The organism is Protofrankia sp. Cas8 (assembly GCF_963555845.1).
Lineage (GTDB): Bacteria > Actinomycetota > Actinomycetes > Frankiales > Frankiaceae > Protofrankia.
Genome location: NZ_CAUVXI010000007.1, coordinates 1 through 15,693, shown reverse-complemented (window position 1 = coordinate 15,693; position 15,693 = coordinate 1). Strand labels below are relative to the sequence as shown.

General features: G+C 71.2%; 16 protein-coding genes and 1 riboswitch. All 16 genes read left to right on the top strand.

Features of this window, described 5'->3' with window-relative positions; all coding sequences use genetic code 11:
• Nucleotides 1–12 precede the first annotated feature (12 nt).
• Entirely contained in the window at nt 13–1,209 is a 1,197-nt protein-coding gene (metK, locus tag U9977_RS02560; RefSeq protein ID WP_322747522.1) for a methionine adenosyltransferase, read from the top strand.
• 108 nt (nt 1,210–1,317) lie between these two features.
• Nucleotides 1,318–3,600, top strand: coding sequence for a primosomal protein N' (locus U9977_RS02555; RefSeq protein WP_322747521.1), 2,283 nt, complete (start codon nt 1,318–1,320; stop codon nt 3,598–3,600).
• Nucleotides 3,601–3,789: 189 nt separating this feature from the next.
• Complete coding sequence (gene def / locus U9977_RS02550) at nt 3,790–4,338, top strand: peptide deformylase (RefSeq protein ID WP_322747520.1); 549 nt, start codon at nt 3,790–3,792, stop codon at nt 4,336–4,338.
• Nucleotides 4,338–5,378 carry a methionyl-tRNA formyltransferase gene (fmt, locus tag U9977_RS02545; RefSeq protein WP_322747519.1) on the top strand — a complete coding sequence of 347 codons (1,041 nt, stop codon included), beginning with the start codon at nt 4,338–4,340 and terminating at the stop codon, nt 5,376–5,378. Before def ends, fmt begins: the two co-directional genes overlap by 1 nt.
• A complete protein-coding gene (locus U9977_RS02540; protein WP_416210450.1) occupies nt 5,375–6,916 on the top strand; it encodes an RsmB/NOP family class I SAM-dependent RNA methyltransferase in 1,542 nt (513 codons plus the stop codon). The genes fmt and U9977_RS02540 overlap by 4 nt, the downstream gene beginning before the upstream one ends.
• A 166-nt stretch (nt 6,917–7,082) precedes the next feature.
• Nucleotides 7,083–7,781, top strand: a complete 699-nt coding sequence (gene rpe / locus U9977_RS02535) for a ribulose-phosphate 3-epimerase (protein WP_322747566.1) — start codon at nt 7,083–7,085, stop codon at nt 7,779–7,781.
• Between the two features lie 145 nt (nt 7,782–7,926).
• Nucleotides 7,927–8,055, top strand: a riboswitch (FMN riboswitch).
• A gap of 124 nt (nt 8,056–8,179) precedes the next feature.
• Nucleotides 8,180–8,893 carry a riboflavin synthase gene (locus U9977_RS02530; RefSeq protein WP_322747565.1) on the top strand — a complete coding sequence of 238 codons (714 nt, stop codon included), beginning with the start codon at nt 8,180–8,182 and terminating at the stop codon, nt 8,891–8,893.
• Nucleotides 8,890–10,305 carry a bifunctional 3,4-dihydroxy-2-butanone-4-phosphate synthase/GTP cyclohydrolase II gene (locus U9977_RS02525; protein ID WP_322747518.1) on the top strand — a complete coding sequence of 472 codons (1,416 nt, stop codon included), beginning with the start codon at nt 8,890–8,892 and terminating at the stop codon, nt 10,303–10,305. The genes U9977_RS02530 and U9977_RS02525 overlap by 4 nt, the downstream gene beginning before the upstream one ends.
• Nucleotides 10,302–10,778 (top strand): 6,7-dimethyl-8-ribityllumazine synthase, encoded by a 477-nt coding sequence (ribH, locus tag U9977_RS02520; RefSeq protein WP_322747517.1) that lies wholly within the window; start codon nt 10,302–10,304, stop codon nt 10,776–10,778. The genes U9977_RS02525 and ribH overlap by 4 nt, the downstream gene beginning before the upstream one ends.
• Before the next feature lie 274 nt (nt 10,779–11,052).
• Nucleotides 11,053–12,204, top strand: a complete 1,152-nt coding sequence (locus tag U9977_RS02515) for a hypothetical protein (protein WP_322747516.1) — start codon at nt 11,053–11,055, stop codon at nt 12,202–12,204.
• A gap of 45 nt (nt 12,205–12,249) precedes the next feature.
• The gene (locus U9977_RS02510; RefSeq protein WP_322747515.1) at nt 12,250–12,720 is read left to right on the top strand and encodes an SseB family protein; all 471 of its coding nucleotides are present in this window, start codon (nt 12,250–12,252) and stop codon (nt 12,718–12,720) included.
• 345 nt (nt 12,721–13,065) lie between these two features.
• Nucleotides 13,066–13,650 carry a translation initiation factor IF-3 gene (gene infC, locus U9977_RS02505; RefSeq protein WP_416210216.1) on the top strand — a complete coding sequence of 195 codons (585 nt, stop codon included), beginning with the start codon at nt 13,066–13,068 and terminating at the stop codon, nt 13,648–13,650.
• A 43-nt stretch (nt 13,651–13,693) separates the two neighbouring features.
• Nucleotides 13,694–13,888, top strand: coding sequence for a 50S ribosomal protein L35 (gene rpmI, locus U9977_RS02500; protein WP_239311477.1), 195 nt, complete (start codon nt 13,694–13,696; stop codon nt 13,886–13,888).
• An 87-nt stretch (nt 13,889–13,975) separates the two neighbouring features.
• Nucleotides 13,976–14,371, top strand: coding sequence for a 50S ribosomal protein L20 (gene rplT, locus U9977_RS02495; protein ID WP_322747513.1), 396 nt, complete (start codon nt 13,976–13,978; stop codon nt 14,369–14,371).
• 34 nt (nt 14,372–14,405) lie between these two features.
• Nucleotides 14,406–15,245, top strand: coding sequence for an RNA methyltransferase (locus U9977_RS02490; RefSeq protein WP_322747512.1), 840 nt, complete (start codon nt 14,406–14,408; stop codon nt 15,243–15,245).
• Nucleotides 15,242–15,693, top strand: a 452-nt coding sequence (locus U9977_RS02485) for a PAS domain-containing protein (RefSeq protein WP_322747511.1), incomplete at its 3' end; no start/stop codon positions are given. The genes U9977_RS02490 and U9977_RS02485, both read left to right, overlap by 4 nt.

Here is a 15,693-nt window from a genome sequence, read left to right as displayed (position 1 = left end):
GGGGGTCAGAACGTGGCGACGCGCCTGTTTACGTCCGAGTCCGTTACCGAGGGGCATCCGGACAAGATCGCTGATCAGATCAGCGACTCCATCCTCGATGCAATGATCAAGGATGACCCACACAGCCGGGTCGCGGTCGAGACTCTGATCACCACTGGTCAGGTCCACGTCGCCGGTGAGGTCACCACGGACACCTATGTGGACATCGCCGCCGTCGTCCGGGAGCGTGTTCTGGAGATCGGTTACGACTCGTCCAAGAAGGGCTTTGACGGCGCGTCCTGTGGCGTGAGCGTGTCGCTCGGCTCGCAGTCGCCCGATATCGCCCAGGGTGTCGACAGCGCCCACGAGACCCGCGTCGGCGGATCCAGCGACGACGAGCTGGACAAGCAGGGCGCCGGCGACCAAGGGCTGATGTTCGGCTTCGCCTGTGACGAGACGCCCGAGCTGATGCCGTTGCCGATCGCTCTGGCGCACCGGCTCGCCCGCAGCCTGGCCGCCGTGCGCAAGGACGGTAAGGTCGGCTACCTGCGTCCGGACGGCAAGACCCAGGTCACGATCGAGTACTCGGCCGGTCGGCCGGTTCGGCTGGACACCGTGGTCGTGTCCACCCAGCACGCGGCCGACATCGACCTTGACACCCTGCTCGCGCCGGACGTCGCCGAATACGTCGTCACCCCGGAGCTGGCCGCACTTGAGATCGCCACCGACGGGTACCGACTGCTGGTGAACCCGACCGGCAGGTTCGAGGTGGGCGGCCCGATGGGAGACGCCGGTCTCACCGGACGCAAGATCATCGTGGACACCTACGGCGGGATGGCCCGGCACGGCGGTGGCGCCTTCTCCGGCAAGGACCCGTCCAAGGTCGACCGCTCGGCCGCGTACGCGATGCGCTGGGTCGCCAAGAACGTCGTCGCCGCCGGGCTCGCCCGCCGCTGCGAGGTCCAGGTGGCCTACGCCATCGGCAAGGCGCAGCCGGTCGGACTGTTCGTCGAGACCTTCGGCACCGGCACAGTGCCCGACGAGCAGATCCAGGATGCCGTGACCTCCGTCTTCGACCTCCGGCCGGCTGCGATCATCCGGGATCTGGATCTGCTGCGGCCCATCTACACCCAGACCGCCGCGTACGGTCACTTCGGCCGCCCAGAGCTCGACTTCACCTGGGAGTCGACCTCGCGCGCAGATCTCCTGGCGACCGCCGTCCGCGGGTAGTGCGGGCCGCGGTCAGGTCGGTGGCTGGGTCCGTGGTCAGCGCCGTGGTCAGCGCCGTGGTCCGGTGCGCGGCCGGGCCTGTCGGATGCACCTGGTACTAAACGAGGTATGCCCGAACGGTCTGACCCCTGCGCCGGGCGGGATGCGCCGGGCGGCGCATCCCGCCCACCGACGAGGGCCGGGTCGGCTCGGCGCCCGGCGCGGTCCACCGGCCTGGGCGCGCCGGAACCGGCTGGCGACCTGCCGGTCGCCAGGGTCGCGGTGGACGTCTCACCCGCCCACCTGGATCGACTGTTTGACTACCTGGTGCCGGCGCAGTGGGCGCAGGCCGCCGTTCCCGGCGCACGGGTCCGGGTCCGCTTCGCCGGTCGGCTCGTCGACGGGTTCATCCTGAGCCGGTGCGAGCGGTCGGACCACACCGGCACGCTCGCGTTCCTGACCCGCGTGGTGTCACCGGAGCCGATCCTCGCGCCCGAGATCGCGGAGCTGGCCCGGGCGGTCGCCGACCGCTACGCCGGAACCCTCACCGACGTGCTCCGCCTCGCCGTCCCGCCCCGGCACGCCCGGGTGGAAAAAGAACCGCCGCCAGCCGCCGACCCGCCAGCCGCCGACCCGCCAGCCGCCGACCCGCCAGCCGCCGACCCGCCAGCCGCCGACCCGCCAGCCGCCGACCCGCCAGCTGGCGCCTGGTCGCAGTACCCCCAGGGCGAACGGCTGCTGGGCGACCTGGCCACCGGCGGCAGCCCCCGAGCGGTGTGGTGGGCCCTTCCCGGGCCGTCCTGGCCGGCGATGGTGACCGCGGCCGTGGCCGCCACAGTCCGATCCGACCGGGGTGCCCTGGTCGTCGTGCCCGATCACCGTGACATCGACCGCGTCGTGACCGCGATGCGGGATGTCCCCGGCGTGGCCGGCTGTGTCGCGCTGCGCGCCGACCTCGGCCCGGCCGAACGGTACCGCCGATTCCTGGCCGTCAGCCGCGGGACCGCGCGGGTGGTGGTGGGCACCCGCGCGGCCGTGTTCGCGCCGGTCCGCGACCTCGGCCTGATCATCGTCTGGGACGACGGGGACGATCTGCACGCCGAACCGCGCTCGCCCTACCCGCACACCCGCGACGTCGCCGTGTTGCGGTCCCGGCAGCAGCGTTCGGGTCTGATCATCGGAGGGTGGTCGCCGTCGGCCGACGCGCAGGCCCTGGTGCGGGTCGGCTGGGCCGGCGTGCTGGCCCCGCCGCGGTCGGTGGTACGGGCCGCCGCCGCCCGGGTGGAGGCCACCGGTTCGGATTTCGAAGCGGCCAGGGATCCGGCGGCACGGGCTGCGCGGCTGCCGTCCCTTGCCTGGCGGGCGGCCCACGACGCGCTGGCCGCCGGCACGCCGGTGCTCGTCCAGGTGCCGCGGCGCGGGTACCAGCTTTCGCTGGCCTGCACCGGCTGTCGTCGCCCGGCCCGATGCGGCCACTGCCAGGGTTCGCTCGGGCGTCCGAGCGGCACCGGGCCGCCCACCTGCAACTGGTGCGGCCGCCCCGCGCTCGACCTCTCCAGCCGACCGCCGACGGGGGCCGCCGGGTGGCGGTGTCCGTCCTGTGGCGACACCCGGTTGCGGGCAACTGTCGTCGGTGACCGGCGGACGGCCGAGGAGCTCGGGCGCGCGTTCCCGGGCGTCGCCGTCCGCACGTCGGGCCGGGACGGCGTGCTGGCGAGCGTCCCGGCCACGCCCGCACTCGTGGTCGCCACTCCAGGCGCCGAGCCGCTCGCCGACGGCGGGTACGGCGCGGTCCTGTTGCTCGACACCTGGGCGTTGCTCGGCCGCGCGGACCTGCGGGCCGCCGAGGAGACCCTGCGACGCTGGTGCGCAGCAGCGGCACTGGCACGGCCCGCCTCCGACGGCGGCCGGATCGTCGTCACCGCCGATGTCGGTCTGGCGGTGGTGCAGGCGCTGACCCGGTGGGACCCGGGCTGGTTCATCCGTCGTGAGCAGGACGAGCGCGCAGCCCTCGGCTTTCCGCCGGCGACCCGGATCGCCGCCGTCGAGGGCGCTGCCGGTCCGGTCGCCGAACTGATCGCAGCCGCGGAGCTCCCGGCCGGCGCCGATGTCCTCGGTCCGGTTCCCCTGGAGACCTGGGGACTTCGGCCGCCGGCGATGCCACCGAACCACGATCGCATCGCCGGTGGCCCGCTAGATGAGGTGGGCAGGCCAGCCGGGCGGGCCGGCGCCGGGCAGTCCGGGGCCGGGCAGCCCGCTGCCGGCGAGGAGCGGCGAGAGCGTGTCCTGGTGCGGGTCCCCAGGGCCCGTGGCCAGCAGCTGGCCGTTGCCCTCAAGGCCGCGCGCGGAGTGCTCGACGCCCGTCGGTCCGCGCCGGTACGGGTCATACTCGACCCGATCACCCTGTTGTGACGGGCGCCGCATCCGGGTCGGCCCGGACGCGTGCGACCATTGTGATGCGCGCGACCATGGTGTTTCCGCCATCGTGCGTTCGTGCTCGCGGCTTCGGTGCTGCGGCGACAGCCCGTAGCATGGATTCTCTTCATGGGTGTGGCGGCACGGCCCCCGCTCTCGACATGTGTAGCCGGAAGGGGTGCGACAGTGACGGTGCGGGAGATCCGACTGCTGGGAGATCCGGTGCTGCGAACGGTGGCCGATCCGGTCACCACTTTTGACAAGGAGCTTCGCCGGCTCGTCGCAGACCTCACCGACACGATGCACGAGGCGGAGGGGGTCGGGCTGGCCGCGCCGCAGCTCGGTGTCTCACTGCGGGTGTTCACCTTTGACGTGGACGGTGAAGTTGGGCACCTGGTCAACCCCGTGCTGGGGCCGTTCAGCGAGGAGATGATGGACGGTGAGGAGGGTTGCCTCTCCCTACCCGGCATCGCGTTCGAGCTGAAACGACCGGACCGGGTGCTGGCCGTCGGCCAGAACGTCCACGGTGATCCTGTCGTGATCGAGGGCAGCGGCCTGATGTCACGCTGCGTCCAACACGAGACCGATCATCTGGACGGGGTGCTGTTCATCGACCGACTGGACCGGATCACAAAGAAGGCGGCGATGAAAGCCATCCGTGAGGCGGAGTGGGCCGGCCAGGCCCCGCCGGTGGTCAAGGCCTCGCCGCATCCGCTGTTCGGGCGCGCCCGCTGATGCGGTTGGTGTTCGCCGGTACGCCGGCCGCCGCGCTGCCGAGCCTGCGCGCCCTGCTCGATTCGCCTCGGCACGAGGTGGTCGCCGTGGTGACGCGTCCTGACCGGCCGGTCGGTCGCGGTCGAAAGGTCGCCCATTCGCCGGTCCGGGCGCTCGCGCAGGAGGCCGCGGTGGATGTGCTGACGCCCGAGCGCCCGCGCGACCCCGCCTTCCTTGCACGCCTCGCCGACATCGCGCCGGAGTGCTGTCCGGTGGTGGCCTATGGGGCGCTGCTCCCGCGGGCCGCCCTCGACATCCCCAAGCATGGCTGGATCAACCTGCATTTCTCACTGCTGCCAGCGTGGCGCGGTGCCGCCCCGGTGCAGCACGCCCTGCTCGCCGGGGACGAGGTGACCGGGGCGTCGGTCTTCCAGATCGAGGAGGACCTTGACACCGGTCCGGTGTACGGGACCCTCACCGAGACCATCGGCGCCCATGACACCGCCGGTGACCTCCTGGAGCGGCTGGCCGCCGCCGGCGCCCGGCTGCTCACGGGGGTGTTGGACGGCATCGACGACGCGTCCGTACACGCCCGACCGCAACCGGGCGAGGGCGTGTCGATCGCGCGCAAGCTGACCGTGGCAGATGTGCGCATCGACTGGTCCGCGCCGGCCTTGCACGTCGACCGGCTGGTCCGGGCGGCCACGCCGGCACCCGGTGCCTGGACGACGTTCCGCGATCATCGGATCAAGCTCGGCCCGGTGCGTCCGCTGTCCACGTCGGACGACCAGATGGCCCCGGCCCCGGCCCCGGCCCCGGCCCCGGCCCCGGCCCCGGCCCCGGCCCCGGCCCCGGCCCCGGCCCCGGCCCCGGCGCAGGTCCAGGTCCAGGCATTCGAGCCCGGACGGATCGTCGTGCGCGCCGGCGACAGCGAGATCGCCGTTGCAACCGGTGGTGGCGTCGTCCTGCTGGGGGATGTGCGTCCCGAGGGGCGCCCGTCCATGACCGCCGGTGCCTGGGCACGTGGGGCCCGGTTGACCGACGGCGAACGGTTCGCGTGAACCGGGCTACCACCGCCGGATCCGGCGGGTCGGGCCGCACCGCGTCGGGGTCGGGCCGCACCGCGTCGGGGTCGGGCCGCACCGCGTCGGGGTCGGGCCGCACCGCGTCGGGCCGGGCCGCGCCGGCACCGGCACCGGCGCCGGCACGCTCGCCGCGGGCTGTCCCAGCCGATCCCGCGCGGCTGCTCGCCTGGGAGGTACTGCGAGCGGTCGACGAGCGTGGCGCATACGCCAACCTGCTGCTGGCAGCCCTGATGGCACAGCGCCGGCTCCCGGCCCGAGATCGAGGATTCGCCACCGAGCTGACCTACGGGACGCTGCGTGCCATGGGCATCCTCGACGTCCTGCTCGGGACGGTTGCCAGCCGGCCGGTGGACGCTGTGGACCCGAAGGTGCGCGATGCCCTGCGGCTCGGCGTCTACCAGTTGCTGTACACCAGGGTGCCGACCCGCGCGGCGGTCGCCTCAACGGTCGACCTGGTTCGCCACACCAGCGGTGAGCGGCCGGTCCGGTTCGCCAACGCGGTCCTGCGCCGGGTCGCGTCGCGGGTGGAGGAGACCGGTGGTGACCTTGCGGTCCTGCTCGCCGCTCCCCGCTACGACGACGACCCGATCGGCCATCTCTCGATGGTCACCGCCCACCCGCGTTGGGTGGTCGAGGCGTTCGCCGCGGCGCTGGGCGGTGACCTGGCGCAGACCCGCTCGGCGCTGGAGGCCGATGACCAACGTCCCACCACGCACCTGGTCGCGCGACCAGGTCTGATCGGCTCCGAGGCGCTGATGGACGCGGTCCGGGGCGCAGGGCTGGAGGCGCAGCCCGGCCGGTGGTCGCCGTACGCGGTCCGTCTCGCCGGTGGTGATCCGGGACGGCTCGCCGAGGTCTCCGACGGCCGGGCCGCCGTACAGGACGAGGGCAGTCAGCTGGTCGTGGCGGCGCTGTCGCGGGTGGTGACGGTGGGGACGGATGTCGGGGTGAGCGTCGATCTGTGCGCCGGCCCTGGCGGAAAGACCGCCCTTCTCGCCGGCCTGCTGCCCGGGACCCGGCTGATCGCGCTGGAACCGCGGGCTACCCGTGCCAGGCTGGTGAGCCAGGCGGTGGCCGGCCGGTCGAACGTGACGGTGGTGCAGGCGGACGGCCGTGTCTCACCGCTGCGGCCGGGCAGTGTCGACCGGGTGCTGGCCGATGTCCCCTGCACCGGCCTCGGGGCGCTGCGGCGTCGGCCTGAGGCGCGCTGGCGTCGCACGCCGTCCGATGTCGTGGTGTTGTCCCGCCTGCAGCGGCAGTTGGTGGCCGGGGCCCTCGACCTGGTGCGTCCCGGTGGTGTCGTTGCGTATGTCACCTGTTCGCCGCACCCGGCGGAGACCACCGACGTCGTGACGGACGTGGTCGGGCAGCGCACCGACGTGTCCGTTCTGGACGCCCGGGCCTACCTACCAGACGTGGACGGCCTCGGCGACGGCCCGTTCGTGCAGCTGTGGCCGCACCGGCACGGCACCGACGCGATGTTCCTCGCCCTCCTGCGCCGCGGCGGCCCGTGAGTCACGAAAGCTGACTACGGTAGGTGGAAATCGTCATCGGGGTGACCGAAACCACCTAACACCTGACTACGGTCGGCGGATGCGGTAGGTGGAAATCGTCATCGGGGTGGCCGAAACCACCTACGCTTCCGCTGTCGCATCGCCGGACGTCGATACGCTCGTAGGTGTGGCCACAGCGCAGATCTACCCGAGCTTGCTTGCCGCCGACTTCGGGCGGATCACGCAAGCGGCGCTGGCGGTCGAGGGACACGCCGACTGGCTGCACGTCGACATCATGGACTACCACTTCGTCCCCAACCTCGCCCTCGCGCCGGACACGGTGACCGCGTTGCGCACGGTCACCTCGACGCCCCTCGACTGCCATCTGATGATCGAGGATCCGGACCGCTGGGCCGCCGGCTACGCCGAGCGGGGCGCGGCCAACGTCACGATCCACGCCGAGGCCGTCACCGACCTGCCCCGGACCACCGCTGCCATCCGGGCGGCCGGCGCCCGTACCGGCCTGGGGGTGAAGCCGGCCACTCCCGTCGAGCGTTACCTCGATGACCTGCACCGGTTCGACCTGCTCCTGCTGATGACCATCGAGCCGGGGTTCGGTGGGCAGCGGTTCATGGACGAGGTCCTGCCGAAGATCTCAGCGGCACGGCGGCTGTTGGACGACCGCGGCCTCGATCTGTGGCTGCAGATCGACGGTGGGGTCAACGCCGACACCATCGAGCGGGCCGCCGATGCCGGGGTCGACGTCTTCGTCGCCGGCACCGCTGTCTACGGTGCGGCTGACCCGGCGGCGGCGGTCGAGTCGCTGCGTGCGCAGGCGCTGCGCGCCTCGCCGCGGCTGGTCGCACCTGGCGTGCCGACGCCCTGACCGCCCTGTCGATGGTCGGTGACCCTGAGCAGGTTGGCATTTCTGCGGGCAGTGGTGGCACCGCGCTCATCCAGCGGCGCAGGCCGGGCTTTCTCGTGCCCATGCGGCTTTCATGTGCAAGACTCAGACAGGTAGTTGCAGTAGCACGCGCGCTCCGGGGTCGGTGAAACTCCGAGCCGGCGGTGACAGTCCGCGACCCGTCCGCAGCCAGCGGCCGGTGGACCCGGTGAAATTCCGGGACCGACGGTGAAAGTCCGGATGGGAGGACGCGCGCGGGCGTGTGCCGTCCGGCGGTCTTCACCGTCGCGCACGGTCCGTCCGGCGCCCATGTGCCGGTGGCGTCCCGCGTGCTCACCCCTGTCTCGGACGTGGTGCCGAGACAAGGGGGCACGTCAGTAATGTTCACCGGAATCGTCGAGGAACTCGGTGTCGTCGCGGCGGTCGAGCCGCTTCCCGCCTCGGCTCGACTCGTCGTCAGCGCCTCCACCGTCCTTGCCGACGTCAGCGAGGGCGCGTCCATTGCCGTCAACGGGGTCTGCCTGACCGTCACCAGTTGGTCTTCCCGTGATGGTGGGCGGGCGTTCGTCGCCGACGTCATGCAGGAGACCCTGGACCGTTCGGCTTTCGCCGGTCTGTCCGTCGGGGACCCCGTCAACCTGGAACGCGCCGTGCGCCTGGCCGACCGCCTCGGCGGCCATTTCGTGCAGGGGCATGTCGACGGCGTCGGCGTGGTGGTCGATCGACGGCGGGAGACCCATTGGGAGGTCGTGCGTATCAGCCTGCCGCCGGGCCTGGACCGCTACCTCGTCGAGAAGGGGTCCATCACCGTGGATGGCGTCAGCCTGACGGTGGTGGACGTGACCGCGGCGACGGCGTCACCGTCAGGATCATCCCCGGCCTCGTTCACCGTGAGCCTGATTCCGACGACGCTGCGGATGACCACCCTTGGCCGTCGCGCGGTGGGGGACCGGGTCAACCTCGAGGTCGACGTCCTGGCGAAGTACGTCGAGAAACTCATCGCCGCCGGTGACACGACCGGCGCGGGTCGCCTCGTGAGCCCCACCGCCACCCTCACCCCCACGATTCCGAGCGGGAACGGACAACCGTCATGACCGGACCCCAGACAGCCGGCGACACCCGCCTGGCCTGCATTGACGACGCGGTAGCCCAGATCGCGGCCGGCCGGCCTGTCATCGTCGTCGACGACGCCGACCGCGAGAACGAAGGCGACCTGATCTTTGCGGCCGAGCTGGCCACGCCGGAGCTGTTGGCGTTCACGATCCGCTACACCTCCGGTGTGATCTGCGTGCCGATGGCCGGCGCCGACCTCGATCGGCTGACTCTCGATCAGATGGTCCCCCACAACACCGACCGGATGGGCACGGCGTTCACCGTCTCCGTCGACGCCCGTGACGGGGTGACGACCGGCATTTCAGCCGCTGACCGGGCACACACGATCGGACTGCTGGCCGATCCTGGGACCACCGCCGCCGACATCACCAGGCCCGGCCACGTCTTCCCGTTGCGGGCGAAGGCCGGTGGGGTGCTGCGCCGCCCCGGCCACACCGAGGCGGCGGTGGATCTGGCCCGGCTGGCGGGGCTGCGTCCGGCCGGGGTTATCTGTGAGATCGTCAACGACGACGGGACCATGGCCCGGTTGCCGGAACTGATGCGGTTCGCCGCCGAACACGGGCTGTTGACGATCTCGATCGCGGATCTGGTGGCATACCGGCGCCGCAGCGAACGGCATGTCGAGCGGGTCGCCGAGGCGACCATCCCGACCCGGCACGGGGAGTTCCGGGCCCTGTGCTATCGCAGCATCATCGACGGCACCGAGCACCTGGCCCTGGTCAGGGGCGACATCTCCGACGGCCGCGATGTGCTGGTGCGGGTGCACAGCGAGTGCCTCACCGGTGACGTCTTCGGCTCACGGCGCTGCGACTGCGGGACTCAGCTCGACGCCGCGCTGCGCGCGATATCCCTTGAGGACAGGGGGGTGGTGCTCTATATGCGGGGCCACGAAGGCCGTGGTATCGGCCTGGGCCAGAAGCTTCGTGCCTACGAGCTGCAGGATGGCGGGCACGACACCGTGGACGCCAACCTCGCTCTCGGCCTACCCGCCGACGCCCGTGACTACGGCACGGGCGCCCAGATCCTGGTCGACCTCGGTGTCCGGGCGATGCGCCTGCTGTCCAACAATCCGACCAAAAGGGCCGGGCTTGAGGGCTACGGTCTGGAGATCGTCGAGCGGGTGGGACTCCCGGTGACCTTCACTCCCGAGAACCTGGGCTACCTCACGACCAAGAGGGACCGGATGGGGCACGATCTGCCGGGTCTGCCGGGTCTGCCGACGGCGGTGGGTGCCCGTGCCGATGTGCCGCGTCATCGTGTCCCGGCGAACGGACCCGTGGACACCGACCTGCTGGAGGGCCAAAGGGCGCGCGACGATCGTCAGATCGCGCGCCCGGAGGCCGCAGTCCTGGCAGCACTGATGGTGGACGCGTGTCAGGGGGAGTCGGCGTGAGCGGCACGGGCTCGCCGGCTGGGTCCATCCCCGACGGCGCCGGTCTGCGGCTGGCCGTGGTGGCGGCCCGGTGGCACAGCGAGATCACCGATGCCCTGTTGGACGGGGCATTGCGGGCCGCCAAGGACGCCGGCGTCGCCTCGCCGGCGGTGGTCCGGGTGCCCGGTGCGGTGGAACTCCCCGTCGTCGCCGCGGCGCTCGCCGCCGACCATGACGCGGTGGTGGCGTTGGGAGTGGTGATCCGCGGCGGCACCCCGCACTTCGATTACGTCTGCCAGTCGGTGACCGCCGGGCTCACCCGGGTGGCTCTCGATACCGGTGTGCCGGTCGGGTTTGGCGTCCTGACCTGTGACACGGTCGAGCAGGCGCGGGATCGCGCCGGGCTGCCCTCGTCTGGCGAGGACAAGGGACGCGAAGCCGCTTTCGCCGCGCTGATGACCGCGAACGTCCTGCGGGAGTTGCGGCATCCATAGGCGTCGCCCTGGCCGAAGGCGTCCGGCTGGCCGATTCAGGTCAACCTTGTAACTCGGCCCGGTGACGGGGACTCTTGTCCGTAATGGCTACCGCATACCGTGTACCACCAGAGGGCCAAAGGGTGCGCGACGATCGTCAGATCGCGCGCCCGCAGGCCGCAGTCCCCGGGTCGCGCCGCGCCGCCGGAGGCCCTGATCAATCAGGTGGCCACCATGTTCCGGCGGTAGACCCCGGTCGCACGTGGCGGGGTCCCCGTGGGGACGGGAGGCGGTGGTGAGCGCAATGACGGCGCGTGATCCGGATGAGAACGGTGACCTGCCGGGTGCACAGCGGGAAGCCGGTGCGGTTCAGAGCCCCGGTGATGGTCCCCAGCTGCGACCCGGCGCGGTGTTTGCGGCGGATGTCGGTGACGCGCGGCCCGTGTCCCTGCTCGGTCTGCGCATGCCGGGCGAGGACGACGACCGCGAGGCGACCGTGAGTCGGCGACCTGGCCGGTCACGGATCGGCACACGCGCTCCGGGTCCGCTCGTGACGCCGGCCCGGCTGGACCAGCCACGAGCGGACCAGCCACGACCGCTGGTGCCGGCACCGGCCCCTGCTGGCTGGACCCCGGACGTGGGGCACTTCCTGCCGGCCGTGGACATCGCGGCCGTGGACATCGCGGCAGCCGATCCGGTGCCCGCGAGCTCTCCGGAGACACTGTCGCCGGAGCTCACCTGGCCTGATGTCGCGCTGCCGGAAGCTGGGGAGATCCCGGAGATCCCGGAGACGGTGGCGGCCGGCGGTTCGGCCGACGGTTCGGCCGGCGTCGACCGGGGGCCGGTGGACGGCGCCGAGCCCGCGACATCCATGATCAATTATTTACGGGTGCATGTCGGCGGGTTCAGCGGTGGCGCTGGACGCACGGCCGCGGCCGGTCTCGGGATGGCTCTCGCCGCATCCCGCCGCGACCGGCTCATCGCGGTGGACGTGTGTGCCGAACAGGCCGGCCGCGCCCAGGACGTGTTGGCGGTCTGGTACGAGGTGGTGCTGGTCGACGGACCTCCAGGCTGGGACCAGCCGCTGCCCGCGGCTGCGTCTTCCCGCGTTGACACGGTCGTGGTGGCCGCGCGGGCCGACCTTGTTGATCTTTCGGCTGCAGACGACGTCCTGGTGACCCTCGCCGGCCCCGAGATCGCCGACGTCGCCTGGAGCGGGGCTGGCGTCTCGCTGGTGGTCGCGGTCGTGGAGACCGTCCCGATCCGCTGGTCCGCCCGGGCCCGCCGTCGCCTGGCACGGCTTTCCGATCGCGCGCGGGCCGTTGTCGTCGTCCCGTTCGATCCGGCGCTGGTCGACGGTGTTCCGTTCACCTGGTTGGGCCTGCGTCGTCGCACCAGAGCGGCCTTCGGTGAGCTCGCCGCCGCCGTGGACGCAGCCTCCGGTTGATCGCCTTCACGCGTACAGGCGGGCCGGGAGCAATAGGGTCGACCGGTGAAGCGGGAGCTGCTGGCGCCATCCGGGCAGGGTGATCACGGTGGTGCGGACGGTGCGTTGCGCGCCGCGCTGGATGCGGGGGACGAACAGTCGGTCGCGACCGCGCTGGTCCGGGCCCGGGTGTTCGTCGCGATCGAGGCCCGACGGACAGATGCCGATCCACCCGGCGATCCACTCGGTGATCCAGATGTCGATCCACCCGGTGATGCCGGCACCGGCGCCGAGAAGTCGTCCGAGATGGTTCTGGTGACCCTCTGGGTGCCCTCCGGAGCTACCGCGATTCCGGCGTTCAGCGGTGTCGACACGCTGGCGCGGTGGCGCCGGACGGCCCGGCCGGTCGCGGTGCCCGGTCATGCCCTGTGTGCCCAGGCCGTGCGCGATGGCCACAGCGCGGTCGTGCTTGACATCGCCGGACCGGCGATGGCTACCGTCGACGGTGAGTTGTTGGAGCGGATCGCCGCGCTCTAATGCCTGTCCGGTGGATATCGGTCGATGCGCGCGTGGTGGATTGACCGTTTTCGGATGAAGTACCCCTTGCGGGCCGTTGGGCCCGCTCGGCAGGGACTCCATATCCCACGGTCAACTGATCGTCGCATCCGGCCCACTACTGCTAGGCTGTTGGTCGACCGCTTGTCACCCGGGCCGGAGTCTCGTAGCGATTCCTTCCAGTGGTGACAAGGCCAAGCGGAGGCTTGCCTCCCACCCGACGTCGCAACTTCGGCGGCCGGGTCGCCGGTCGGCCGAGCCGTTGTGTGACGGCGTATCGGCCGGGTGCCCAGTCTGGCTGGGTGCAGGGCTCCGCAGCGGCAGGTCATGCCCGCGCGTCGAGTCCACGGAGGGAACCACATCAGCGCAGAGTCACGTATTAACGACCGGATCAGGGTGCCCGAGGTGCGCCTGGTTGGGCCCGAAGGCGAGCAGATCGGCATTGTGGCCATTGCCGAGGCTATGCGGCTGGCCCAGGAGGCCGATCTCGACCTGGTTGAGGTCGCTCCGACGGCCCGTCCGCCGGTCTGCAAGCTCATGGACTATGGGAAGTTCAAGTACGAGTCCGACCAGAAGCGTCGTGAGGCTCGTAAGAACCAGGTCCAGACGGTAATCAAGGAAATGAAGCTTCGGCCGAAGATCGATCCGCACGACTACGAGACCAAGAAGGGTCACGTGGTCCGGTTCCTGCGGGCCGGCGACAAAGTCAAGATAACGATTATGTTCCGCGGGCGGGAACAGTCCCGACCCGAGCTCGGCATCCGGCTCCTGCAACGCTTGTCGACCGATGTTGCGGAGCTCGGTTACGTCGAGGCTCAGCCCAAGCAGGACGGCCGGAACATGACCATGGTGATGGCACCGCACAAGGGGTCCCGACCTCAGCGAGCGCCTGAGCCGGCCGGACTGGTCTGACCAGCATGCCGTTGACGACCACCACTGATTGCAGGATCTCCAGATGCCCAAGATGAAGACCCACACCGGCGCGTCCAAGCGGTTCAGAATCACCGGAACAGGCAAGGTGATGCGCCGCCGGACCAACCGCAACCACCTGTTGGAACACAAGTCCAGCCGGCGTACCCGGCGGCTGTACAACGAGGTGACGCTCAGCCCGGCGGACGAAGGACGCATCAAGAAGCTGCTGGCGCGCTGACCACCGCTCGCCCCCGAACCGCTCCCATGGGTTGGGAGCGGTGCAACGCGGTGCCGCCAGTCACGACTGAAGGAGAGTTCCCCCCTCATGGCAAGGGTCAAGCGGGCGGTCAACGCCCAGAAGAAACGCCGGACGGTGCTGGAGCAGTCCAGCGGGTACCGGGGGCAGCGCTCAAGGCTGTACCGCAAGGCCAAGGAGCAGGTCCTGCACTCGATGGCCTACTCCTACCGCGACCGGCGAGCTCGCAAGGGCGACTTCCGGCAGCTGTGGATAGCCAGGATCAACGCCGCCGCGCGGGCGAACGGGATGACCTACAACCGGTTCGTCCAGGGGCTGCGGCTGGCCGAGGTGGACGTTGACCGCAAGATCCTCGCCGATCTCGCGGTGACGGACCCGGCCGCGTTCACCGCGCTCGTCCAGGTCGCGCGTGCCGCCCTGCCGACGGTGCCGCCGGTCCGCGCGTCGGAGACGTCGGCGGCCTGATCGATCGCGTCGGACGGTACCCGTATCCGAATTCATGCTGGTGGTCCCGGACCCGGCTGGCCCGCGCTCGTCGCGGGTTCTCGACGCGCGGCGCCTGCGCCGTCCGGCGACCCGTCGCGTGCGCGGTCAGTTTCTGGTCGAGGGGCCCCAGGCGGTCACAGCGGGGCTTGCGGTCGGGGCACTGCACGAGATCTTCGTTGGTTCGTCGGCGATGAGCAGGTACGCGGCCCTTGTAGACGGAGCGGGGATACCGGTGCGGGTCATATCGGATGACGCAGTGGCGTCACTGTCCGAGACAGTGACGCCTCAAGGTGTGGTCGGGCTGGCTGACTGCCCGCGCCACCGGGTCGCAGACCTCGACCAACCCCGGCTGGTGGCGATCTGCCTCGACACTCGCGATCCGGGCAATGCGGGGACGATCATCAGATCCGCGGACGCCGCGGGCGCGGACGCGGTGGTGTTCGCCGGGTCGTCGGTGGACCCGTTCGGGGGCAAGGCTGTCCGAGCGTCCGCGGGCAGCATCTTTCACCTACCGGTGGTGACCGACATCGATCTCGACGACGCGATCCGCCAGCTGCGGGACCACGGCTGCCGCATCGTGGCGACGAGCCCGCTCGCGCCGCGGGATCTCGACGCCGCGGCGGACGCGGGGGAGCTCGACGTGCCCACAGCGTGGCTGTTCGGTAACGAGGCACACGGTCTCCCCCGTGCCGGCGTGGTGTCCGCGGACGCGGTACTTCGGGTGCCGGTGTACGGTCAGGCCGAGTCGCTGAATCTTGCGGTGGCGACGGCGATCTGCCTGTACGCGTCAGCGCGCGCGCAGGCGAGGTCCGGGTCCGGGGCTCCAGGCGCCGGGGGAGGTGGACGGCTGTGACACACACGGTCACGTCGGCTCCCGACCAAGCTCGCAATCCACCGGCGGACGGGGAGCTACTGCCCGGTCCCGGGCCGCGGGCGGATGGGACGCCGTACCACGAGGCACCCACCGTGCCACCGGTGTCCTGGGACGATCTCCCGGACGGGATCGTGATGGTGGACGCGGACGGGCGGGTGCAGGTGTTCAACGCCGCGGCCGTCAAGATCACCGGTGTCGCGGCGACCGCCGCTGTGGGAGGTCATCTCACCGACGTCCTGCCGTTGCTGGACGAGCGGGGCAATGACTGGTGGGAGTGCTCACGGGTGAGCCGCAACCTGCCACGGGTGACCGGTCAGCCCGAGCGTCGACTCACGTTCGCAGGTTCCCAGTGTGAACGTGATCTTAACGTGACCGTCCGTTACGTCCGCGTCGAGGGGCAGCTGGTGCAGGTTGCGTTGTCCCTGCG